Origin of the sequence: Desulfoferrobacter suflitae (assembly GCF_022603395.1) — a bacterium.
GTDB lineage: Bacteria > Desulfobacterota > Syntrophobacteria > Syntrophobacterales > Syntrophobacteraceae > Desulfoferrobacter > Desulfoferrobacter suflitae.
The window spans coordinates 403,923-427,757 of record NZ_JAIBKA010000004.1 but is presented as its reverse complement, the minus strand read 5'-3'; the positions used below and the strand labels follow the sequence as shown (position 1 = coordinate 427,757).

Here is a 23,835-nt window from a genome sequence, read left to right as displayed (position 1 = left end):
CTTTCTAACGAAAAGCCTCTTGCTAGAAGAAAGTCTCTTTGATTCGACTGTATTCTTTGTTGAGCTCCTGTCCGATAATGTTTCTCTGGATTTCGTTCGTGCCTTCGTAAATTTGCAGAATTTTGGCATCCCGCATCATCTTCTCCACCGGATAATCCTGCATGTAGCCGTAACCCCCCAGTATTTGAACGGCGTCCGTAGCGACTTCCATGGCGACATCCCCGGAAAACACCTTCACCATCGCCGCCAGTTTGCTGGCATCGGGCGGCTCCGTGTCCATGTGGCGGGCAGCGGCGTAGAGCAGCGCTCTGGAAGCTTCGGTCTTGATCGCCATATTGGCCAGCTTGTGCTGGATGGCCTGAAATGTAATGATGGGCTTGCCGAACTGTTCGCGTTGCCGCGCGTATTCCACCGCAAGGTCCAGCGCACCCTGGGAAAGTCCCACTCCCAAGGCGGCGATGCCCGGACGCGACTTGTCAAAAGTCTTCATGGCATTGATGAAGCCAATCCCTTCGCGGCCTATCAACCGGTCTTTGGGAATACGGCAGTCCTGAAAAATAAGTTCCCTGGTGGCGGAAGCCCGGATCCCCAGCTTTTTCTCCTTCCTGCCAAAAGAAAAGCCCGGATCCCCTTTTTCCACAATGAAAAAACTTGCGCCGCGCGGCCCTTTGCTGCGGTCGGTCAAGGCCAGCACCGAGTAGATCTCGGCCTCGCCCCCATTGGTAATCCACTGCTTGTTTCCGTTCAGCAGGTAGTGGTCCCCGTCGCGCACGGCCGTGGTCTTGATGCCGGAGACGTCGCTGCCGGCGCTTGATTCGGTCAGGCCGAAAGCGGCCAGGCGCTTGCCTGCGGCTACTTCGGGAAGGTAGCGCTGCTTCTGCTCTTCACTGCCGTAAAGCAATATCGGGTACGCCCCCAGACCACTGGCGGCGAAACTGGTCGCGACACCGATGCAGGCCTGTGCCAGTTGCTCGATGGCCAGGCAATTCTCTAAGATACCCCCTCCCATACCCCCGTATTCCTCGGGGATATAGAGTCCGAACAAGTCCGCTTGGGCCAAAACCTGCATGATCTCCCAGGGGAACTCTTCCTGCTCGTCCAATTGCGCGCGCACCGGTTTGATTTTTTCCCGGGCAATCTGGGCAGCCAGCTCCTGGATCATCTGTTGTTCTTCTGTCAAAAAGTAGTTCATCTATCCTCCTTACCCAATCGGGAAAAAACCGTGCATTTTCTGACTGTCCTGGCTGCCATTGCTTGCCTTGGCGGGGAACATATAGAGCCGTAACCGGTCCTCAACACCTTGCCCTCTGCAATCAGTGCCCTGGTCGAGGGCATGCCGGCGATCACCGGATAGAGCCCGGGGAGCAATTCAGCCTAATGCCCATCGGGGACTCTTGCTGCGTTGTGCTGGTGCTCGCACGGGCCTGCAACTCACGGATGGAAATACAAGAGCATGCGGCACCATGCCGATTCATGGCGATACGTGCAAAAGGTGTGAGCCTGCATTGCCATCCTTATCTGCTTTTGTGAATTTCCAGGACTTAAAGCGGTAGGACTTGTTTGTTTACCGGGGGGAGTCCCATACGATATTCAGAGAGGATGGCTGCAATCCACAGTGTCTACCGCATTTCCCAACACCATCTGTCGCTGATCGCTGTTGGACAGATGCTATTCCTCCTCAAAGTCCAGGACAACACGATCGCGATAATAGCCACACGTCGGACAAACCCTATGGGGCAAGCGAGGTTCTGAGCACTGTGGGCAACGGGACAAGGACGGCGGGGTGAGGTTGTTATGAGCACGCCTTTTATCTCTTCGAGCTTTGGAAGTCTTACGCTTTGGTACAGCCATTTTTTAGAATTCTCCTTAATGGTTAACTGCAGAGGACAAAACCACCATCACCGAACCAATTGCTCTTTCATTTGCTCGAGCCCGGCAAAAGGGGATGTTTTTGTACTTCGCCGGCAACTGCAAGCTGCTTGATTGAGATTGGCCCCACAGTTCTGACAGAGCCCTTTGCAGCTTTCTGAACAAAGAACCTTGTAGGGCAGGGCAAGAAAAATCTGTTCGGCTACCAATTGATCCAATTCTATAATTTCTCCGTCAAAGAACTCATATTCGAGCTCATCAACTTCCAGTTCTTTTTCTTCGTCCTGGGGCAAGTTCTTGTCTTCCACCAAAAAAACATCCACCTGTTCCCGCAACAGCCACTGGAAATCATCCAGGCACCTGTGGCATGTGAGCCGAAGAATCGACTCGATGGACCCGATAATGCGGATGTGATCCGGCCGCTTGTGGATTTCCAGGTCCACGTTCACCGGCCGCACCAACTCCATTGCAAACGGATCGTCCGGCTGCATGTATTGTTTCAATCGGTTCTGGCCCCAGTGAAAATGCAGAAACCGACCTGATTCCGGTATCTCGTCAACGCGCACCCGCATTGTCACCCCTTGTCGGAATGTGTAAATGGGTGAGTATAGAAATTCCCTTTAAACTGTCAAGAGATTTTAACCACAAGGTCAACGGCGGTCAAAATCAACGTGTCCGCATGGCTTGGCAACAGCAGCCCCGAACCCTCCTCCCTGCAATGGCAGAGCATGCCACCAGCCGTTCAATCGTCACATCTTGGCAGCGATTTGCGTGATGAGATCCTCGGCAACCTCTCCAAAAATCTTGCGCCAGGCACCGCGTGTGAACGTACCATCGCCAAAGGTGATCTCTTTTTCCGCCTCAGCACTGGTAAAGACATTGCCATCCTTTATTACGTCGCACCTCACGGTCAAATAGGTCTTGCCCCACATGGGCAAAGCCCAGCGATACCATGCACTGCCCTTCTGATATTTGAGAATCGTAGCTCTGATGGTGTAGGGAGCGTACGCCGCTTCTCCCGGCCACAGCATGTCCCGCCTCTTCAACGACTGATCGAGGGCGCTCCACAGCATGCCGATAACATCCACATCGAATAATTCCTCGGTGCTGTTGGAAACATCGACGACTCTCATTTTGACATTCGGCAGCTGGCGGTAAATGGTTTCATTCTCATCCGGGGCTGAACCGCAGCTGCAAAAGGAAACTATTACAACGAATAAGGCAAGAACATGGACTAATTTTTTCATATTCTACTCACCTTTCCACCAAGATCAACCAATCGGCCACCCTCTCATGGGTACGTTGCTGATTTGCGTCATACTGCCAGAAGGCAGTGATCAGGGCAAGCTCCCTGTGCAGGGTGTAAGCATTTTGTCCACGGCGGCATTGACAAATGTGTTTGGCTTCAGGGATTTTCTCGTTCTTGAGTTTAACCGGACAGTGTGTTATCCGTTACTCGCATTTTTTCAGCAAAATTGCACAGATCATCTACAAGGAGCACAATACCGATGGAGCCGGTGATTACTCGCTTTCCCCCAAGCCCGACGGGTTACCTTCATATAGGTGGCGCACGCACGGCACTTTTCAACTGGCTGTTTGCCCGCCACCACAAGGGGCAGTTCATCCTGAGAATTGAAGATACGGACCAAATCCGCTCCACCGACGAGTCCATCAAGGCGATCCTGGATGCCATGGATTGGCTTTCCCTTGATTGGGACCAGGGACCCTTCTATCAGACCCAGCGACTTGATCTGTACCGAGAATATTTGCAGAAGCTCATAGAAAACGGATCGGCCTATTACTGCCGGTGTCAACCCGAAGAGCTGGAAAAGCGCAGGCAGCAAGCTTCGGCAGCCGGGCTCAAGCCAAAATACGACGGCTTGTGCAGAAATCTGGGGCTGGGACCCGGACCAGATCGTGTGGTTCGTTTCCGCACGCCCGATTCGGGAACAACGGTTCTCAACGACCTGATCAAGGGGCCGATTTTTTTTGACAACTCCGAACTGGACGATCTGGTGCTGCAGAGAAGCGACGGCATGCCGACCTACAACTTCGCCGTCGTTGTTGACGACATCACCATGAACGTCACGCATGTCATACGCGGTGACGACCATGTCAACAACACACCCAGGCAAATTCTTATTTATCAGGCCCTTGGAGTGAAGCTGCCGTTTTTCGGGCATGTCCCCATGATTTTGGGCCAGGATCGCACGCGCATGTCCAAGCGCCATGGCGCCACATCGGTCATGGCCTACAAAGAAATGGGATACCTGCCGGAAGCTTTGGTCAATTACCTGGTTCGCCTGGGGTGGTCGCACGGAGATCAGGAAATTTTCAGTCGCGCAGAGCTCATCGAGAAATTCAGCCTGGACAATGTCGGCAAAGCACCCGGCATTTTTGACCCAGACAAGCTGCTGTGGCTGAACGCGCACTACTTGCGGGAAAAGGCCCCGGAAGAACTGACCGTGCTGTTGAAACCCTACCTGAAATCCTTCAATTACCCTGAAAAGCCCGAAAAATATCTGGCAAAAGCGGTGAAAACATTGCAGCCCCGTGTGCATACCCTTGTGGAGCTGGCGCAATCCATGAAATTTTACCTGGCCGAATCTATCGAATATGATCCAGCCGCGGCCAAGAAATTCTTGACGCCCGAGGTCAAAGAAGCTTTCGCCAAATTAACCGGGGCCATGGGAACACTGGAAGTTTTTGACGAGGCCGGCCTCGAGCAGGTTTTCAGGCGGATTGTGGTCGATGAGATGGGGATGAAGCTGGGTAAGATAGCTCAGCCGGTGCGTGTCGCCTTGACGGGAATGACCGCCAGTCCCGGGCTTTTTGAGGTCATCGACGTGCTCGGCAAGGACACTGTCCTGCAGCGCATGAAGCTCGCTTTGGCATACATCGAGAGCCGCTGAAATTTTCGTCGGCGGTTCGTGCCGCAAAACAGCTGCCTGTGCAGTGCCCGGGGCCGCCATCGCCAATCTATGGCGGTGTGGCGGCGAGAGCGATCCCATGTGTCCTCTCACATTCTGTCGGGTTTCGTCATGCGCCTCGAGTAACTCGATCACCCCGGCCTTTTTCACAATAATTTGGCAAAAATCCCCAAAAACGTGTTATGATCCGGCACGATTTGGGTTTGGCTCCCATCTGAACATCTGAAGCATCATGGAAAATTGGCCGCCGCCTTGAGACTGTAATCGATGGAGAATAGAACAGCCAGCAATCGCTCCAAAGGATTTCTGCGCAACCTGCCCCTTCGTTATCGGCTGAGCATTCCCTTTTTGTTTCTCGCTTTCATCGGCACTTTTTCCCTTGTGGGCCTGGCTATCCTCAGCCAAAACGAACTCATCCGACAGCAGGAACGGGAGCGTCTTTTTGGCTATTACCGGGCCTTCGAGCACAATCTCGCGCTGGAAGGACGCTGGGCGGTCAGCCTCGCCTCCAACTTCGCCCGCAATCCCGAAGTTGCTGCAGCCCTGGCCCATCGAGATCGGTTACGCTTGATCAAGCTCTGTTACCCCGCCTACGTTTTCATGAAAAAGAACTACGGCATCAGCCAGTTCAATTTTCATGACCTGTCGCCAACAATGTTCCTGCGTCTGCACCGCCTTTACGAGTTCGGCGACAACCTCGATTATCGCAAAACCATTGAGGATGCTGTGGCCATCTCGCAGGAAACCTACGGTCTTGAGAAGGGCTTGACCGGGTTCGGCATACGGGGTGTGGCGCCGGTCTTCTATCAAAACCGCCTGGTGGGGACCACTGAGATCGGATTCAGTTTTGGATCCGTATTCCTCGAACAGCTCAAGGAGCAGTTCGGCATCGAGGCATCTTTTTTGCTCCCCGCAGACCAGGGCAATTCTTTTTCCAGTCTCGACACCACCTTCCCGCATCCCATCGAGCGAAACGATCCGGCCTACAGGGATGTGTTCCGCACGCGAAATCCGCAGCTGCTCCTGCGTAAAGTCGCCGACAAACCTTATGCGGTCATGGTGGGTGCCGTTCAGGATTACAAGAACAACACGGTCGCCTTGGTGGAGCTGTGTGTGAGCCGTGCGGCAACCTTGAATTCCATTGATCATTATCGTCAATTGATGCTGGGAATCGGCATCATTGGGATGCTGCTCTCGGTTGGAGGCATCTATGTAATCAGCAGCTACTTCACCAAACCCATTGCCAAAATGGTGGCTTTTGCCCGACAGATTGCTCTCGGCAGGCAGGTGAAGCCGCTCGACATCAACCCCTCCGGGGAACTGAGGGATCTGGCCGCAGCTCTGGATGATATGCTCACCGCGTTAAATGTCTCGCGCACCAAAATTCAAAACTACACCGACAATCTCGAACATATGGTTCACCTGCGGACGCGTGCTCTGCGGGAATCAGAGGAGAAATATCGGACCCTGGTGGAGAATGTGCCGCTGGTGGTTTATCGCTTGCTGGGGGACGGCAAGTTGATATTCATCAACCATTTCATCCAGGACCTGGCCGGCATGACGGTGCGCGACGTGTTGCAGCAAGAGGATTTCTGGAAGCAAAAAGTCTGGGAGGAGGATCGCAATCGTATCTGGCCCCTGATGGACCGTTGCCTGAAGGATGGCATCGAATTTAAGGCGGAATACCGAATCCGCCACGCCAATGGCAAGCTCATTTTCGTGCAAGGCCATGCCCTGCCCATACTGGACGAACAAGGAAACGTCGAAACGGTCGATGGATTTCTGGTGAACATTACCGATCGACATCGCTTGCAGCAGCAAATCATTCAGACGGAAGAACTGCGCACTTTGAGCGAGGTCTCCGCGCGCCTGGCCCATGAAATTAGAAATCCGCTGGTGGCCGCCGGCGGTTTTGCTCGAAGGCTGCTGCAGACGCTGCCGGAAACGGATCCCAATCGAGAGAAAGTGCAGATCATTGTCCAGGAGGTTGCACGACTGGAGAAGATCCTGGAAAAAACCTTAGCTTACCTCAAGCCCTTTGAGGTTGTTTTGGACAGATCCTCGCTAAATGACTTACTAAAGCGCATCCTCGCCGACCAGGAAAAGATTTGCCGGGAATATGCTGTAAAGCTCCAGTTGAACCTGTCTCCACACCTGCCGGCCGTTGCCCTCGATACCATTCTTTTCACCAAGGTGTTGGAAAGCTTGACAAAAGCTCTGCTGGACTATTGCCAGCCCGGCGGGCGCATGGAAGTGCGGACCTACCCGGGTGAACATGCCGTTCATTTGGAAATGAAGGTAACGGCAGTGCAGATTTCAGAGGATGACATTGAACATTTTTTTTACCCCTTCACCAGCCGCCTGGACCCTTCCAAGACGTTGGACCTGCCGCTGGCCAAGATGATCATCCACAAGCACAGGGGCCTCATTAATCTGCGCAAAACCGACGGCAACCAGCTTGCTTTGAACATCACTCTTCCCCACTGAGGACGGCGCTACACAATTGAGTGGCCGCAAGCCGCAAGTCCGCCGCAGCACGGAAAACCCCTATGACTCATGTCACGGGATTTTTTGCGTTGCGCCGCAAACTCGTAGTTGACAAGTGGCGGAAGTGAGGAATAGAAGGGAAGGGCTGTGGCGAGTGTCCCTGGCGGCGACGCGCATTCGGGCTTGTTAAATGATTACCTTCAAGAACGTTCACAAGTGGTTTAAGCAGCTTCACGTGCTCAACGACATCAACTTCTCCGTCGAAACGGGGGAAGTGGTCGTCATTTGCGGTCCAAGCGGCTCGGGCAAGAGCACCATGATTCGCTGCATAAACCGATTGGAACCGATCCAGGAGGGGGAAATCATAGTCGACAACATGTCCCTGAAGGATCCGCGCACCGATATCACGCGCCTCAGGGCGGAGATCGGTTTCGTGTTCCAGCAGTTCAACCTCTACCCGCATATGACGGTGCTGGAAAATGTTACCCTTGCTCCTGTCAAGGTACGCAAGATGAAAAGGAGGCAAGCCCAGGCGCTGTCCATGGAGCTGCTGGAAAAGGTCGGCATCCGGGAAAAGGCCTCCAGCTACCCGGCTCAACTTTCCGGGGGACAGCAACAGCGCGTCGCCATTGCGCGCGGTTTGGCCATGCGTCCCAAGATTATGCTGTTCGACGAACCCACCTCCGCCCTGGATCCGGAAATGATCAACGAAGTGCTGGACGTCATGCGCAAGCTCGCTACCGAAGGCATGACCATGGTGGTCGTCACCCATGAAATGGGCTTTGCCCGAGAGGTAGCCCACCGGGTGGTGTTTATGGACGCAGGTCGATTGGTTGAAAGTGCACCGCCGGTGGACTTTTTTACCAATCCGCAACACGATCGTACCAAGTCGTTCTTGAGTAAGATATTGTCTCACTAGCGCACTAATTCACCGCTGGAGCAACGCACAATTTCTAATAGAGAGGGCAGCAGATGGAAATCGACATTCGGACTGCAGAACCGGCACAGAGGCGACTGAAACCAAAGGATGAGAGTAAGCTGGTTTTCGGCAAGACGTTCAGCGATCATATGTTCCTGATGGACTATCAGGTCCCGAAAGGCTGGAACAATGCCCGCATCAGGCCTTATCAGGATCTCCATTTCGATCCGGCGGCCATGGTGCTGCACTACGGACAGGGTATTTTTGAAGGCTTGAAAGCCTACCGTTGCCGTGACGGCAGAATTCTGCTTTTCAGACCGGAGAAGAACTGGCAGAGATTCAATCGCTCCGCCCGCCGAATGTGCATGCCGGAAGTCGACCTGGACGCTCAGGCAAAGATTTTTGAAACCCTTCTGAGGCTTGATGTGGATTGGATTCCTCACAGCGTCGGATCCTCACTCTACATCCGGCCGACAATGATCGCAACGGAACCCGCTTTGGGAGTAAGACCCGCCCATCAATATCTTTACTTCATTATTACCGGACCGGTTGCTGCCTATTATGCCGAGGGATTCAATCCCATCAAAATATTTGTTTCGGACGAATTTGTGCGCGCGGTGCGAGGCGGCGTCGGCGAGGCTAAGACCATGGCCAACTATGCCGCCAGTCTGTACGCGGCGGAAACGGCCAAAAAAAATGGATTCACGCAGGTTTTATGGCTCGACGGCATTGAGAAACAGTACGTGGAAGAAGTCGGAACCATGAACATCTTTTTCCGATTGGATGACGAACTGGTAACGCCTCCCCTGACAGGCTCAATTCTCCCGGGAGTCACCCGCGATTCGGTGATCGAACTTGCTCGCCACTGGGGACTCAAGGTCACCGAAAGACTCATTTCCATCACCGAGGTGATCGACTCGATCCGATCCGGAAACATGAAGGAAATTTTTGGCACCGGAACCGCTGCGGTCATTTCACCAGTAGGCGAACTGAGCTACAAAAACGAGCTGTTCCGCATTCAGGATGGCTCCGTTGGTGAATGGTCCCAAAAGTTTTACGATGAAATTGTCGCCATTCAGTATGGCGAAAAGGATGATCCATTCGCTTGGGTGCGCCCGGTAAGCATAGGTTAGTGTTCAAAAAAATAATTTTGGTTTCCAGGCAGGCCGGGTTGAGGCACAGAATCCAACGCCAGAAACATTATCTTGGAGGCCTTGGTTCATGGATCAAAATCAAGCCCCTGCAAGGAACAAAAAATAGTTTCCAGCGGGTCTTGAATTTTGCATTTGAGGTGGTTACTGTAAATTTAAGGTTGACGTTAAGTCGCCTTCTCCTAACCCCTCCTGACCCCGCCTGACAATCCCCCTCCAGTCAAGCGGGGTCAACTTTTTTTTGCGGCTTCCTGCAAGGCAGACCCCAAAACCCGGCCCATTCCGCCCCAGCCTGAATACCGGACTACAACCAGACCTGCTGGACGAATATAATGTTGGGGTGGTTCTGCAGGATGTTCAAAGCCTCCTGAGGGGCCTCATTGTCCAGTCGGATGATGGCGATTGCTTTATCTTTTTCCGGCGTTCGAGCCAGATGCATATTGGCTATGTTGACATTGTAGCTGCCCAGAGTCGTCCCTATCAATCCGATGGTGCCGGGTTTGTCCCAGTTGTTGACCAGCAGATTGATGCCTTCCAACTCGGATTCAAGCCGGTAATCGTTGAGCCAGACCAGGCGCATTTCGTCACCGGGAAAGACGGTTCCGGCAGCCGATAATTCGCCCGTCTGCCCCCTCACTCTCACGGTGATCAGACCGGTATACCCCCTCTTTTCCGACGTCGTCGCGGTAATCAGCTCGATTTGCCGCTCTTTGAGAAGCAAGTGGGCGTTCACCAAATTGACCTTCTCCGCCAGAATGGGATCAAGCATTCCCTTGATGGTCGTCTGGGTCAGGGGTTCCAGCGGGACGTCTTCGAACGCCGGACCATTGTATTCGATCTCCAGGCGATTGATGGGGGAACAGAGTTGTCCCTGCAGTCTTCCCAGTTTTTCGGCGAGAATCAGAAACGGCCGTATTTTTTCGTAGTCCCGGCGGCGCATGGACGGAAAGTTGACGGCATTGCGAATGATCCCGTACTGCAGATAGTCAACCATTTGCGAAGCGATGGCACGCGCAACATTGGCCTGGGCCTGATAGCTGGAAGCTCCGAGATGCGGAGTAAAGATGACATTTTCCAGTTCGAGCAAGGGGCTTCCCTGAGGGGGTTCCTTTTCGAATACATCGAGTGCCGCTCCAGCCACATGCCCCTTGAGCAAATATTCGTGCAACGCCGTTTCATCAATCAAACCGCCTCGCGCACAATTGATGATTCTCACTCCCGGCTTGGTCCTGGCAAGGTTCTCCCGATTGAGGACATGGCGTGTTTCCGGAGTCAGCGGCGTGTGCACCGTAATGAAATCAGAGCGGGCCAGCAGTTCCTCCAGGGGCACCCACTCGACGCCCAAAATAGCTGCTGCCTCAGGACTGATGTAGGGATCGTAGCCAAGCACGTCCATCTTCATACCGATGGCCCGATCAGCGACGATTGCGCCAATTTTCCCCAGACCGATCACCCCCAGCGTCTGCTGGTAAAGCTCGGTGCCCATGAAGCGTTTTTTTTCCCAGCGCCCCTCGCGCAAGGATTGGGTAGCCTGCGGGATGTGTCTGGCCAGTCCCAGCATGAGCGCGATGGTGTGCTCCGCGGCGGCCATGGCATTGGCTCCCGGGGTATTCATCACGAGGATGCCGCGAGTGCTGGCCGTTTGAACATCGATGTTGTCCACCCCGGTTCCGGCGCGTCCGATCACCTTGAGATTGCGGGAATTTGCCAGTAGATCGTCGCTGACCCTGGTGCGACTGCGCACGATCATGGCATCGTAATCAGGAAGAATGGCCTTGATTTCTTCTGCGGAAAGCTGATCCGGCATGTCTACGGCAAAACCTTCCACCGCTTGAAAGAGAGCAACCCCAGCATCATGCAATCCGTCACAAACCAAGATTTTCATAGCGTTCAACCTCTGTTGTCAACCCAGGTAGGCCCTTTTCATGTCAGCGTCTTCGGCCAACTCCTGCGCGTTGCCCTCCAGGACAATCCGTCCCGTCTCCATAACATAGGCCCGGTGGGCATACTTCAGCGCCAGATGGGCATTTTGTTCGACCAGCAGGATAGTGGTGCCGGCCTCATTGAGCTCTTTCAGGACCCGGAACAGCTCCTGCATGAGAAGAGGGGCGAGTCCCATGGAAGGCTCATCCAGCAGGATAAAGCGCACGCCGCTCATGAAGGCCCTGCCCATGGCCAGCATCTGCTGCTCTCCGCCACTCAGAGTATCTCCCCGCTGATGTTTTCGATCCGCCAGGCGCGGAAACAGCGAGAAGACTCTCGCGTAGTCGCGTTCAATTTGGTCGGCATCCTTGCGCGCATATGTCGCCAGCTTGAGGTTTTCCAGCACGCTCAGGTTGCCGAAAATATGCCGCCCTTCGGGCACCAGCCCGATCCCGCATTGGGCGACGACGGCGTGAGCGGGAACCGGCAGCAGGTCTTTCCCATTGAAGCGGATCGCTCCCTGGGTGACCACCGGTCCCTCGGGTGGAACCAGTCGCATGATGCTCAACAGCGTGGTGGATTTTCCCGCCCCGTTTGCGCCGAGCAGGGCCACCACTTCCCCTTCTTTGACCTGAAAGGATACTCCGTGCAAGGCTTCAATATTGCCATAGCGAACATGCAGGTTAGCAACTTCAAGCATCGATCGAATCCGCATCTCCAAGATAGGCCTGAATCACTCTCGGATCTTGCCGGATCTCCTCGGGAGTTCCCTGAGCAATGGTTTCACCGAAATCCAGGACCACGATTCGTTCACAAATATTCATCACAACGCGCATGTGATGTTCAATGAGCCAGATGGTCAGCTGGAACTTATCTCTGATCCATGTGATGAGTTCAATCAATTGGTCTACTTCCCCAGGATTCATGCCTGCAGCGGGTTCGTCCAGCATGAGCAGATGGGGGCGCATGGCCAGCGCCCGCCCGATTTCAATGCGCCGTTGCAGCCCATAGGGCAAATTCTTTGGATACTCATTGGCATAATGCCGCAAGCTCAAAATATCCAGTATTTCTTCCGCCGTCTTGCGGATGCATCGCTCGCTCGTGCGGAACCCCCTGCTCCGAAAGATGGTCCCCAGGATTCCGTAGCCAAGCTTTGAATGCTGCGAAATACAAAGATTTTCAAACACCGTGAGGGTATTCCACAAACGAATGTTTTGAAAGGTTCGGGCCATTCCAAGGGCGGTGACTTCATGCGGACGAAGCCGCACAATCTCATTGCCGCGAAAACAAATGTCGCCTTCCGTCGGATGGTAGAATCCGCTCACCAAATTGAAAACCGTCGTCTTGCCGGCGCCGTTGGGCCCGATCAGGCCGAGCACCTCCCCTTCCTGCAGAGCCAGATCGAACTTGAAAACGGCTCTCAATCCGCCAAAAAAATGCGTGAGATTTCTTACTTCCAGAATCGCCATGGCTATGCTCGTTTTCCTTGGGGAACAAAGATACGGCGCAGGCGCGGGAATACATCGGTGAGCTCGCGATGGCCCAGTAAACCCTCGGGACGGAACAACATGAGCAGGATCAAGAGCAGCGGGATCGCCACCCACTTGATTACCTGCAACGGTCGAAACAGTTCAAGAATGATGGTGAAACCGACGGCACTCAAAACCGACCCGCTCAAAGAACCCATGCCACCCAGATAGACCATCACCATGACCTCGGTCGACTTCATGATGGTGAAACTGCCGGGATTGATGTAGCCCAAAATGTGGGCAAAGAGTCCTCCCGCAATCCCCGCCAGTCCTGAGGAGAGCATGAAGGCCACCATTTTCATGCGACGCGTGTTCACCCCCATGATATTGGCCGCAATCTCGTCGTCTCGAACCGCCACAATGCCTTTTCCATAGGTGGAAGTCACAAATCGATGGATGAGCCAGACGGAAAAACCCGTTCCCGCAAAGATCCAGATCATGACCCACGGCACATTGACCACCTCGTGCATCGAGCTGACAATGTTGCGCATCCCCATGAATCCCCGTGCGCCGCCAATCACCTGGATATTTTCAATGGCGCTCTTGACGATGTAATTGACTGCCAGAGTGATGATGGCCAGGTAATCACCTCGTGTCTTGAACGATGGGATAGCCACCAGTAAGCCTACCAGAGCCGCCACGATGCCACCCATCAGGAGCGTCACCGGGAACAGGTAGATCACGCTGCCGGCAGGCAGCACCGCCGGTCCGAACACGCGATCCGAGGTAAACAGCCAAACATTCAAAACCGAAGTAACATAGGCCCCCACTGCCATGAAACCGGCATGGCCCACGGAAAATTCGCCCATGTAGCCGTTCACCAGGTTCAGCGAGGTGGACAGAATGATGTTCACTCCCATGAACATAATGATCAGCTGCAGGTAAGCATTTAAAAAATTTTCCTGAACGGCGATCAAGATCAGCAGGCAGAACGACCCGTAGAGCAGGTGCGAAGAATATTTGCGCATCTCTTAGTCCTGAACCTTAAATCTTGGTGGCCCGGGCAACGCCAAAAATCCCGGTCGGTTTGATGCTCAAAAAAACCAGCAGAATGCTGAAGGCTATGAGATCGCGTAAAGTTGACGGGAAAAATGCCGCCACAAAAATTTCCACGAACCCAAGCAAAAACCCGCCTGCAAAAGCTCCGCGAATTTCACCGATGCCGCCGATCACCGCAGCAATGAAGGCTTTCCATCCAACCAGGGCGCCCATATACGGCTCCAGGACGGGGTATGCCGTCGCAAACAGAACCCCCGCAAGGGCCGCCATGGAGGAACCGAGGGCGAAGGTGAAGACAATCACCGTATCCACCGGTATGCCCATGAGGGGAACGGCCATGCGATCATAGGAAATGGCGCGCATGGCCATGCCCAACTTGGTTTTTCTGACAATCGTTTCGAGCAGCAGGAAAACGGCAATGGTGGCAAAAATGACCAGCAGCTTCACATCGCTGAAGGTGACTCCACCAAGGGAATAGACCGTGTTGTCCAAAAGTTGCGGAAAATTGCGGCGATTCGCTCCCAGCAGCGCCAGGTTGCCGTTTTCCAGGATGAGACCGCACATGAGGGCGGTGATGACCACATACAGTCGATTGACACCCTTGCGGCGTAAAGGTCGGTACGCCACCCTTTCCAGGGTGACACCCGCAAAAGCGGTCAGGATCATGGTGAGCAGGAGGGTCACCAGGAAAATGACATGGGGAGGCAGGGAAAACGGCAGGGCCAATGCGTACTGCCCCAGCAGAAAGGTCGCCAGAAAAAAGCCGATGTACGCCCCTACCATGAAAATGTCGCCGTGGGCAAAATTGATAAGGAGCAGCACTCCGTAGACCAGAGTGTAGCCCAGGGCGATCAGGGCATAAAAGCTGCCCCATTGGAGAGCATTCAGGAGATTCTGCACCAAGGTATCAATATTCAAAGGGACCTCCCTCCAACAACACCACACACACAAAGGCGGGAATCTGCTTCCCGCCCTGGTGCAGGCGGCCGACACTCACCTGCCGTGTGGGCGGCGGACCCGGAAGACCCCCGTCGCCCACTTTCCAGGGCAAGCCAGGGCAGGTCCGCCGGCTACCGCGAACAGATGGTGCACCGGCCCCATGGTCACTCTTCTACAGCCGGTCCCTCAGCCGTTCAACGGGCTAAGGGCAAACCGACTCGAAGAATTCAAATTCACCCTTGTCGCTGATCTTTACGATTACCGCGCACTTAATGGGATCACCCTCGGGTGTGAATGTCATTTTGCCGGTAATGCCTTCAAAATCTTTAATCTGTCCAAGCTGGTCCTTCACCGCATCGCGGTCTTTTTCCAGATCGCCGGTCAGGCCGTTGGTGTTTTGCACCGCCTGCAGCAACAGGCGGGTGGCATCCCACGTGAGAGCCGCCACGTCATCCGGCACGTATCCGTATTTGCTCTGGTATTGGTCGATAAATTCCTTGGTTGCCCCCTGGGCGCCGGCGGCAGCATAATGGGTGCTGAAAAAGTACCCGTGGCAGGCTTCTCCGCACAGCTTCATGAGCTCCGCTGAGCCCCAGCTGTCGCTGCCCATGATTGGCTTTTTCCATCCCAACTCCCGGGCCTGTTTAACCACCAGCGGGACTTCGTCGTAGTATTGGGGAAGAAAAAGCACATCGGCATCCGATTTTACAATGTTGGTAAGCTGGGCACTGAAATCCCGGTCCTTCGTGGTGAACGTTTCAAAAGCCACCACGGAGCCCGCTCCATGGATCTTTTCGAAAGCGGCCTTGAAATACTCGGCCAGCCCTTTGGGATAGTCACTGGCAATGTCGTAAAGCACCGCTGCTTTTTTGGCCCCGAATTCCTTGGTTGCAAAATTTGCTGCGACCGGACCCTGGAAGGGATCGAGGAAACACGCTCTAAACACATAGGGACGATCCAGGGTGGTCTGAGGGTTGGTCGACCAGGGGGTGATCATGGGGGTTTTGAAACTGTTGCAGATTTCTCCGGCCGGCACAGCCTGTTTGCTTGCCTGCGGCCCGATGACGGCCAGCACCTGGTCCTGAGTGATGAGCTTCAAGGCGGCGGCTGTTGCCGATTCCGCTTTGGACTCATTGTCTTCGTAAATGAATTCCAGTTGATAAGTCTTATCCCCGACTTTAACCCCGCCGGCGCCGTTGATCTGCTCCTTGAGCATTTCCGCCGCATACTTGGAGCTTTCTCCCACCTGCGGGATATCGCCGGTTAGAGGAATATCAAAGCCAACTTTCAGAGTCTCCGCGCTCCAGGAAAAGGACGAGAAAAACACCGCCGCCATGACCGCCAATGCCAAGCTCATTGCCTTTCTTCCCATGATCCATGCCTCCTTGTCTGTAGCTCTTCCATTCACTGCACAGCCCTGGCAGCCTGTCCGAAAATGACAAATTCTTCTCCCCCGCAGGGGGAGAGGTCGGATGAGCAGGTGAGATTTCCAACACCTGCACCCTCACGCCGATCCTCTCTCTCAAAGGAGAGGGAGTTTGCGGCCAAGCTCCCAGCCTCTCTCCATGCGCGCAGAAAATCACTCCTCCGCGCAAACCCATCACGCTCCCATCAATCCTGCAGGAGCAAATCATATGAGCAGGTTACCGACAAAAATTCTATTGGGATGGACGAAAGGTTTTACAGCACAAAACAGCATCAGTGTCAATCTTGATTCAATGATTTGATGCCCTTAGAGACAATCTCGGGAGTTACTCAAACGCCATGCACTTATTCTGCACCGCTCGCACACAGGCATCCACAATAGTGCCGTCGTAGCGCAGATCACGATGATCGCGAACTTCCTGCAACGCTCGATCGATTCCCAAGGAAGGTCGGTAGGGGCGATGCGAGGCCATGGCTTCCACCACATCGGCCACTGCCAAAATCTTGGCCTCGTGAATGATCTGGTCACCCTTCAGGCCCTGGGGATATCCGGAGCCGTCCAGCCTCTCATGATGCTGAAGCACAATTTCTGCTATGGGCCAGGGGAATTCGACGCCCTTGAGGATTTGGTAGCCAACCCCGGGATGCTCTTTCATGAGGCTCATTTCAAGCTCTGACAGCTTGGATGGCTTGGATAGTATTTCCGCGGGGACAGCAACCTTGCCGATGTCGTGTATCAGACCCGCCAACTGGATTCCTTCGAGCCGATGCGCATCCAGGCCCAATTCCCGCGCTATGGCACAAGCCAACTGCGCGACCCGGGTTTGATGGCCGGCGGTATAGCGGTCTCGCATCTCCACCGCCGAACCCAAAGCGTTGACCGTCTGCTGCAGGGTTCTGCCCAATTTTTCATACGCCTGTCTGAGCTCTTCATTGGTTTGTTCGAGCTGGTTCAATACTCTTCTTTCCCCTTCGATCCGCTCCAGCTTGGCCTTCAGCTCTCCCATTTCGAACGGGTTGCTGATGAAGTCCGCTGCCCCGGCACTCACAATATCCACATAGGAATATTCTACGGCGTAACCGGTCATGATGATAAAAATCAGGTGGGGGTAAGCCTGCCTGGCTTCCTTCATCATTTGCACCCCGTCTTTACCCGGCATGCGAATGTCTGAAATCACCAGGTCATAGCGTTCCGCCGCCATCATCTGCAGAGCATTCGGAGCATTCGAAGCCACTTGACAACAATATCCCAAGGCAGTCAGAAACTTCTCGAACATCTGCCGATAGAGTTCCTCATCGTCTACGACCAAAACCTTCTTCAAGCTCATTTGGACTCCGCCTTTCAAGCAACAGTATGCGTGCGCACATTTTCCCCCTCCATACATACGACCAATTGGAATTTTCTGCAAATGCGAGTTCCATCTTATCTCGCCGCAATCGCCGATGAAACCCGATTGACGTAGTTCAGGCTGTTCAGCTACTATTATAATCTTTAAACAGGCCATACCGTTCCTGAAGATAAACTTCAGCTGCGTAGACCAGGACCGCAACCCACGACCAAGCTTTGCCGGGAAAAACGCTATTGATACGATTGGGCATAAGAGCCAAACTTTTTTTGTGGTATCTGATCCTGCTCTCCATCTTTTACGGAACTATTTTTGTACTGCTCATGCAAGTAAACAAAATCATGAAAATATCCGGCCACATGGTCAATCGTAATGCGGAAGTTTCGGCCTCCAAGAAAATGATCGAGAACCTGCTTTCCATGGAGGAAAACGAAAAGAAATACGTTCTGCTCAACAAAGAAGAATACAAGACCTATTTTGTTGCCGCTCAAAGGGAGTTTGAGACAAATCTCATCAAAGTCCTGCAACTGGAATCGAAGGAGCGGCAGGGCGATCTGTCCTGGAAAAACTTGTATCGAGACTACCGTGCACAATTGCCCAGGCCCATTTCGGTCCTTGGTGAAAAAATACCCCTTAAGCGACTGTGGATTCCACAGGATGTCATCGATGATTGGATCAATCGGATTTCGCAACTGCGGGCGGCCGGCGAAAATGAAGTGGAACATCGCATCCTGGAGCTTGACAGGCGGGGACAGATGGCCGTTCACTGGGGGATTATCGGGCTTGGTGCGTCATTTCTGGTGGGTCTTTTCGGCAGCATGTTTTTGGCTCACACCATGCACCGTCCTCTGAAAGAGCTGACCAGGGGAATTCGGTTGATTCCGCAAAGGGGTCTGAGCGAACCCATTCCGGTGGTCTCCAAGGATGAATTCGGGGAATTGGCCAAAGCCTTCAATGAAATGGCCGATCGGCTCGGACAGGAAGAGCGCATGCGCTCGGATTTCATCTCCATGCTGAGCCACGAAATCAGAACCCCCCTCACTTCCATTCGCGAATCGGTCAATTTGATTGCCGATGAGGTGATGGGAAGCATCAATGAGAAGCAAAAACGATTTCTGCTCATCGCCAGGGGAGAGATTGACCGCATTACGGAGCTGTTGAATCGCCTGATGCAGGTCTCTCGCATGGAAGCCGGGGTCCTGGACATCACTATCCGCCCCCTCGACCCCATGCCTTTGATAGCCTCCATCGTCCATCGTCTGACTCCTGCAGCCGAAGCCAAAGGGGTAGCCATCCACACCCGGGTGGACGCGGTTCTTCCCCGCGTCATGGGCGACTCGGACCACCTCAAACAGGTGTTGCTGAATCTTTTGGGCAACGCCATCAAGTTCGCGCCTCCGGGAAGCGAGGTCATCGTTCAGGCGGTGCCGGACGATCAGGGATGCAATGTGATCTTTTCGATAACCGACAACGGCTACGGCATCCCACAACAGGAACACAGCCTTGTTTTTCAAAAATATTACCGGGCATCGGGCATAAAGGATGAAGCGGATGGCGTTGGTTTGGGTCTCAGTATCTCAAAGCTCATTGTAGAGGCTCACGGTGGATACATTTGGGTGCAGAGCCGGGTGGGCGAAGGGAGCACCTTCGGGTTCACTCTTCCCACGGCTCCGGAGGGCTAACCATGCAAACACGCCGGCTGTTACGGTGCGTTCTGATATACTCATTGGAAATGACTCTGCTCGGCGCTTGTCTGGGATGTTGGGGGTGTTCCTCACCCGGCGGCCGCGCGCATCCCGTCGAAGCCGGTGAGGCAGCGGCGCGGCAGGAGCTCGAGAGCGCCATGGAGGCCTTTAGAAAAAGGGATTACGCCGGTGCAGCGGTACTGTTTGCGCAGTTGAGCCGCCGCACAAGCAACCAGGTAATGCAGCGCAGAGCTCTTTATGGACAGGCTTGTGCCATGCTGGCCGAGGCGCGCGACGAGCATGAGGTGAGAGAAGCGCTGAACGTGTGGAGCAAGTGGCAACAGCTGAACCCGACAAGACTCGATGCGGAAGACCCCATGATGCTTTCGCCGTTCTTCGCAAAGCTCATGGTCTTCGAGGCTCGCGTATCGGCACCCCATTCGCCGGACGATGCCAAGTTGGAGGCGATGATATTCTGCCGGACTTTACTGGATAAGAAAGAGAAGGAAATTCAGCAGGTACGCTCCAGGTTGGAGTCGCAGAACAGGGAAGCGGAGCTTCTGCAAAAAGAGATCAGGAAGTTGAAACAGCAAATCGAATCGCTGGAGGCCATCCACAGAGAAATTCAGGAAAAGAAAAGAGAGGTTTCCACACAATGAGCGGCCATAAAGGCGATGACTCGCCGGAAGCGGCACGGAACGTCCTGGTGGTGGACGATGACACCCATATCCTGGAGGTCATGGAGGCTCGCCTGGAATCGGCGGGATTTCATGTGGTCACAGCAACCAGCGGCAAGCAGGCCCTGGAAATTATGCAATCCCAGCCGGTTGACCTGATGATATCGGATATTCGCATGCCCGGCATCGGAGGGATTGAACTGCTTAAGGAAGCGCTTGCCGTCCAGCCTCAACTGCCCGTGATTTTGCTCACCGCCTACGGCACTATCCCCGATGCGGTTCATTCCGTTAAATCGGGCGCCCTGGACTATATCACCAAGCCCTTCGACGGCCGCGCCCTGATTCATAAGGTCAGTGAAATCCTGCAACAACATTCACCTGTCGAACCCGGAATGGCTTCTTCCAGATCCGCTCAGGCGCATCCCGACCAGATTTCCCTGAGTGGGCTGAGTGCAGTGATGAACGAACTGCAGTCCGTCATTGAACGCATTGCGCCCAGCGATGTGAACGTCTTGCTGTTAGGGGAAAGCGGGGTCGGCAAGGAACGCATCGCGCGCCTCATCCACCATCTCGGACCCCGCCGCGAACGGCCCTTTGTGGTTGTGGACTGCGGCGCAACACCGACGGGATTGCTCGAGAGTGAACTGTTCGGCCATGTGCGCGGATCCTTCACGCACGCCGTGCGCGACAAGAAGGGATTGATCGAAGCCGCCGAAGGCGGTACGTTGCTGCTCGACGAGGTCGGCAACATCTCCCCCGAAATGCAGGTGCGGCTGTTACGCTTCCTCGAAGATCGCAAAATCAGAAAAATCGGCGACATTCGCGAAATTCCCGTCGATTGCCGGGTCATTGCGGCCACCAACACAGACTTACCGGCGGAAGTCGAAGCCGGAAATTTCCGCCAGGATCTGTACTATCGCCTGCGCGTGGTGACACTCAAAATCCCTCCCCTGCGCCAGCGCAAAGAAGACATTCCGTTACTCGCCAAACATTTTGCCGAGGCTTTTTCCAAAAAACAGGGGACTCCACCCGTCAAGCTGCCCAAAGACGTGGTCCATTGGCTGCAGGAATATCCATGGCCGGGCAACGTTCGAGAACTGAAGAATGCTTTGGAAGCCGGAATCGTTCTGTGCCGCGACAACACACTGCGCATCGGAGACCTGCAGCTGGCCGGACTTCCCCTGCGGGCCCCCGGCACGGCAGCCGCGGATAAGGGCAGATCATTGTCCCTTGACGACAGTGAGCGCAATGCTATCCTGCGCGCCCTCAAGGAATCCGGCTGGGTGCAGAAAGATGCGGCGCAGCTGTTGGGCATCAGCCGCAGAGCACTGCATTACAAGATCAAAAAGTATGGAATTGATTTTTCGGGTCGGAAGGCCGGTTTATTGGACGTCCCTTCGGAGAGTTGAAGGGCAGGTAGAATTTGCAGAGGGCGCACCTTGACCGATAGAGCCCCCGTCGTGCATGGAAAGTTAGAAATCACAGTGAGCCTGCTCGTTTTACTCGGGTTGTTCCTGACGAGCCTCCACAGCTACCTCCTTTTCCATAGTCTGGCCGAAATGTTTTCCATTTTTATCACCTGCGGGATTTTTGTGATGACCTGGAACTCCCGCCGCCTGCTGGACAATAACTACCTGCTGTTCCTTGGCATCGCATTCCTGTTCGTGGCGGGACTGGATTTGCTGCACATGCTCTCCTACAAAGGCATGGGCGTATTTCCGGGTGAAGATGCAAACCTGCCCACGCAACTGTGGATCGCAACCCGCTATCTCGAGAGTGTTTCCTTTCTCATCGCTCCCCTGTTTTTCAAACGCAAACTGCATTGCAGTCATGCGTTTGCAGCCTATGGACTGACCACGTTGCTGCTCCTGCTGTGCATTTTCCGCTGGGACCTTTTCCCCGCCTGCTTCATAGATGGGTCCGGGCTGACGCGCTTCAAGATCGTCAGCGAATATGTGATCTGCCTGATTTTTGCCGGATCAGCCGTGCTGCTCTATAAAAACAGGAGTCATTTTGAACCGAGCGTCTTTCAGCTTCTGACCGCATCCCTCGTCGTGACCATTCTATCTGACCTGGCTTTCACCCTCTACTCCGATGCATACGGCATCGCCAACATGGTGGGGCACCTGCTGGAAATCACCTCTTCCTATCTCATCTACAAAGCCATCATCGAAACGGGTTTCATACGCCCTTTCAATTTGATGTTTCGCAACTTGAAGGCGAACGAACAGAAGCTGTTTTCTGTTTTGCAGGGCTTGCCGGCCTTCGTCTACCTGCAATCGCCCGACTATTCCATAAGCTTTGCCAACCGCTATTTCCTGGACCACATTGGTCCTGCAGACGGGCGAAAATGCTATCAGATTTTCTATGGGCTGGATCATCCGTGTGCAGCGTGCAGCACCTCGAGAGTCCAGGAGACCCATACTCCTCAGGTGGGTGAATGGACCTCCTCCCACCATAGGACATACCAGGTCTATTCCTACCCCTTCCCCGATGAAGCGGACGGCAAAATGCAGGTATTGAAACTGGGCATAGACATCACCGATCGCAAAACCGTCGAAAGGTCGCTGCGAAACGCCCGGGAAGAACTTGAAGCACGCATACTGGCGAGAACTGCCCAGCTCAGAACATCCAATGAAGCCCTGCTGCTGGAAATAGAGGAGCGAGAACGAATTGAAGAGGCCTTGATGGAATCGGAAAGGGAGCTGCGCGCACTTTCATCCCAACTGATGACGGCTCAGGAGGAAGAACGAAAACGCATCGCCATGGAACTCCACGACAGTATTGGAGCATCGCTTGCGGCGGTCAAATTCAGCCTGGAGAACAGTCTTGCGCGCAACCGGCAGGATCTTCACCAACCCGTTTTGAGCTCGCTGCAGACGGTCATACCCATAGTGCAGGACGTAATAGACGAAATCCGCAGAATCCATACCGGCATCTGGCCTTCCATCCTGGACGACCTCGGGCTGGTACCGGCCGTAACCTGGCTGTGCCGAACCTATCGGGACAGCTACCCGCAAATCAAGATTGCCAGCAGCATCGACGTGGACGAGCGGCATGTGGCCGATCCCCTCAAAATTGTCATTTATCGAATCATTCAGGAAGCACTCAACAACATTGCCAAGCACAGCAGGGCGAACGCTGTCCATGTCACTCTCAAAAACGATGGAAGCTGCATTGAACTGATGATCCGCGACAACGGAACCGGCTTTGACCTGCAATCGGTCAAAAAAGAAAAGGCGTTGCAGGGAGAGGGGTTGGGGTTGACGAGCATGAAGGAACGGGCCAGGCTATCCGGAGGAACCCTTGCCATCGATTCTGTGCGCGGTGGGGGCACGACCATAACAACAACCTGGTTATGTGCCGACCGTGGCAGGAACCCGTGAGATCTTTCGGCACCGCCCTGAACTTGACATTTGTCTTTACTGTTTGCGTCAACATCAGTATGTAGCAGGCTTGGCTTTTCAGTGGACGGGAGCGAACTGACAGGGGAGGAGCAAATGACGGCACTTCAGGCGGTGATCATAGTGGTCTGCGGGGTTTGCGTGGGTGTGGGTGCATCCTTCACGGGTTTAGGCGGCGGCTTTCTGATGGTGCCCCTGTTGCTGCTGATGGGCTATTCAGCACAAAAAGCGGTGGGAACTTCTTTCATGGCAATTCTGGTCATTTCCATTTCGGCATTGCTGGCTCACAACAAATTTGCCAATGTCGACTACAAACTGGGCCTGCTGCTGGGAGTCGGCGGTATAGTGGGGGCACAGGTGGGAGCACGATTGGTCGAACATGTATCCACAGCCAGCTTCAAGAAGATCTTTTCCGGTGTCCTGATCGGCCTGGCCGCATACCTCCTGTTCAAAAAATAAGATGGGCACGGCTGCGTCCCGCGCGATCCCGACCCCGATAGGGTGGGCGCAACCTGCTGCAAGCGGAGCGATGCCTTCCCCGGTTTGCGGGAA

20 protein-coding genes are annotated in these 23,835 nt (G+C 54.2%); 9 read left to right on the top strand and 11 right to left on the bottom strand.

Annotation, left to right across the window (positions count from 1 at the left end):
* Nucleotides 1-22: 22 nt before the first annotated feature.
* The 4 genes from K1V27_RS09460 to K1V27_RS09445 form a co-directional block, all read right to left on the bottom strand.
* Nucleotides 23-1,192 carry an acyl-CoA dehydrogenase family protein gene (locus tag K1V27_RS09460; RefSeq protein ID WP_258929713.1) on the bottom strand — a complete coding sequence of 390 codons (1,170 nt, stop codon included), beginning with the start codon at nucleotides 1,190-1,192 and terminating at the stop codon, nucleotides 23-25.
* A gap of 476 nt (nucleotides 1,193-1,668) precedes the next feature.
* Nucleotides 1,669-1,851, bottom strand: a complete 183-nt coding sequence (gene rpmF / locus K1V27_RS09455; RefSeq protein ID WP_258929709.1) for a 50S ribosomal protein L32 — start codon at nucleotides 1,849-1,851, stop codon at nucleotides 1,669-1,671.
* A gap of 47 nt (nucleotides 1,852-1,898) precedes the next feature.
* Nucleotides 1,899-2,441, bottom strand: coding sequence for a YceD family protein (locus K1V27_RS09450; protein WP_258929707.1), 543 nt, complete (start codon nucleotides 2,439-2,441; stop codon nucleotides 1,899-1,901).
* Nucleotides 2,442-2,618: 177 nt separating this feature from the next.
* On the bottom strand, nucleotides 2,619-3,116 hold the full coding sequence (locus tag K1V27_RS09445; RefSeq protein WP_258929706.1) for a hypothetical protein: 498 nt from the start codon (nucleotides 3,114-3,116) through the stop codon (nucleotides 2,619-2,621).
* 261 nt (nucleotides 3,117-3,377) lie between these two features.
* Here K1V27_RS09445 and gltX point away from each other — a divergent pair, with 261 nt between their 5' ends.
* From gltX to K1V27_RS09425, 4 genes are all read left to right on the top strand, one after another.
* Nucleotides 3,378-4,781: a glutamate--tRNA ligase gene (gltX, locus tag K1V27_RS09440; RefSeq protein WP_258929704.1), complete on the top strand. Its 1,404-nt coding sequence runs from the start codon at nucleotides 3,378-3,380 to the stop codon at nucleotides 4,779-4,781.
* Between the two features lie 285 nt (nucleotides 4,782-5,066).
* Complete coding sequence (locus K1V27_RS09435) at nucleotides 5,067-7,286, top strand: cache domain-containing protein (RefSeq protein WP_258929703.1); 2,220 nt, start codon at nucleotides 5,067-5,069, stop codon at nucleotides 7,284-7,286.
* A gap of 190 nt (nucleotides 7,287-7,476) precedes the next feature.
* Complete coding sequence (locus K1V27_RS09430) at nucleotides 7,477-8,205, top strand: amino acid ABC transporter ATP-binding protein (RefSeq protein WP_258929691.1); 729 nt, start codon at nucleotides 7,477-7,479, stop codon at nucleotides 8,203-8,205.
* 53 nt (nucleotides 8,206-8,258) lie between these two features.
* Nucleotides 8,259-9,338 carry a branched-chain amino acid aminotransferase gene (locus tag K1V27_RS09425; RefSeq protein WP_258929689.1) on the top strand — a complete coding sequence of 360 codons (1,080 nt, stop codon included), beginning with the start codon at nucleotides 8,259-8,261 and terminating at the stop codon, nucleotides 9,336-9,338.
* 322 nt (nucleotides 9,339-9,660) lie between these two features.
* Here the strand turns inward: K1V27_RS09425 and serA are convergent, their stop codons facing one another.
* From serA to K1V27_RS09390, 7 genes are all read right to left on the bottom strand, one after another.
* A complete protein-coding gene (gene serA / locus K1V27_RS09420) occupies nucleotides 9,661-11,241 on the bottom strand; it encodes a phosphoglycerate dehydrogenase (RefSeq protein ID WP_258929687.1) in 1,581 nt (526 codons plus the stop codon).
* Nucleotides 11,242-11,259: 18 nt separating this feature from the next.
* Nucleotides 11,260-11,979 carry an ABC transporter ATP-binding protein gene (locus tag K1V27_RS09415; protein ID WP_258929685.1) on the bottom strand — a complete coding sequence of 240 codons (720 nt, stop codon included), beginning with the start codon at nucleotides 11,977-11,979 and terminating at the stop codon, nucleotides 11,260-11,262.
* Nucleotides 11,972-12,748, bottom strand: coding sequence for an ABC transporter ATP-binding protein (locus K1V27_RS09410; RefSeq protein ID WP_258929683.1), 777 nt, complete (start codon nucleotides 12,746-12,748; stop codon nucleotides 11,972-11,974). Before K1V27_RS09410 ends, K1V27_RS09415 begins: the two co-directional genes overlap by 8 nt.
* A 2-nt stretch (nucleotides 12,749-12,750) precedes the next feature.
* Nucleotides 12,751-13,776 carry a branched-chain amino acid ABC transporter permease gene (locus K1V27_RS09405; RefSeq protein WP_258929682.1) on the bottom strand — a complete coding sequence of 342 codons (1,026 nt, stop codon included), beginning with the start codon at nucleotides 13,774-13,776 and terminating at the stop codon, nucleotides 12,751-12,753.
* 16 nt (nucleotides 13,777-13,792) lie between these two features.
* Nucleotides 13,793-14,719: a branched-chain amino acid ABC transporter permease gene (locus K1V27_RS09400; RefSeq protein ID WP_353740558.1), complete on the bottom strand. Its 927-nt coding sequence runs from the start codon at nucleotides 14,717-14,719 to the stop codon at nucleotides 13,793-13,795.
* Nucleotides 14,720-14,948: 229 nt separating this feature from the next.
* Nucleotides 14,949-16,082: an ABC transporter substrate-binding protein gene (locus K1V27_RS09395; protein WP_353740557.1), complete on the bottom strand. Its 1,134-nt coding sequence runs from the start codon at nucleotides 16,080-16,082 to the stop codon at nucleotides 14,949-14,951.
* Nucleotides 16,083-16,497: 415 nt separating this feature from the next.
* Nucleotides 16,498-17,499: an HD domain-containing phosphohydrolase gene (locus tag K1V27_RS09390; protein ID WP_258929673.1), complete on the bottom strand. Its 1,002-nt coding sequence runs from the start codon at nucleotides 17,497-17,499 to the stop codon at nucleotides 16,498-16,500.
* Nucleotides 17,500-17,753: 254 nt separating this feature from the next.
* Between K1V27_RS09390 and K1V27_RS09385 the strand changes: the two genes are divergently transcribed.
* The 5 genes from K1V27_RS09385 to K1V27_RS09365 all read left to right on the top strand — a co-directional run bounded on the left by K1V27_RS09385 (nucleotide 17,754) and on the right by K1V27_RS09365 (nucleotide 23,742).
* Nucleotides 17,754-19,199 (top strand): HAMP domain-containing sensor histidine kinase, encoded by a 1,446-nt coding sequence (locus K1V27_RS09385; RefSeq protein WP_258929672.1) that lies wholly within the window; start codon nucleotides 17,754-17,756, stop codon nucleotides 19,197-19,199.
* Nucleotides 19,200-19,201: 2 nt separating this feature from the next.
* Nucleotides 19,202-19,861: a hypothetical protein gene (locus tag K1V27_RS09380; RefSeq protein ID WP_258929667.1), complete on the top strand. Its 660-nt coding sequence runs from the start codon at nucleotides 19,202-19,204 to the stop codon at nucleotides 19,859-19,861.
* Entirely contained in the window at nucleotides 19,858-21,288 is a 1,431-nt protein-coding gene (locus K1V27_RS09375) for a sigma-54-dependent transcriptional regulator (RefSeq protein ID WP_258929660.1), read from the top strand. Before K1V27_RS09380 ends, K1V27_RS09375 begins: the two co-directional genes overlap by 4 nt.
* Before the next feature lie 30 nt (nucleotides 21,289-21,318).
* A complete protein-coding gene (locus K1V27_RS09370; RefSeq protein WP_258929658.1) occupies nucleotides 21,319-23,265 on the top strand; it encodes an MASE3 domain-containing protein in 1,947 nt (648 codons plus the stop codon).
* Nucleotides 23,266-23,379: 114 nt separating this feature from the next.
* Nucleotides 23,380-23,742, top strand: coding sequence for a sulfite exporter TauE/SafE family protein (locus K1V27_RS09365; protein ID WP_258929643.1), 363 nt, complete (start codon nucleotides 23,380-23,382; stop codon nucleotides 23,740-23,742).
* The last annotated feature ends 93 nt before the right edge of the window (nucleotides 23,743-23,835 follow it).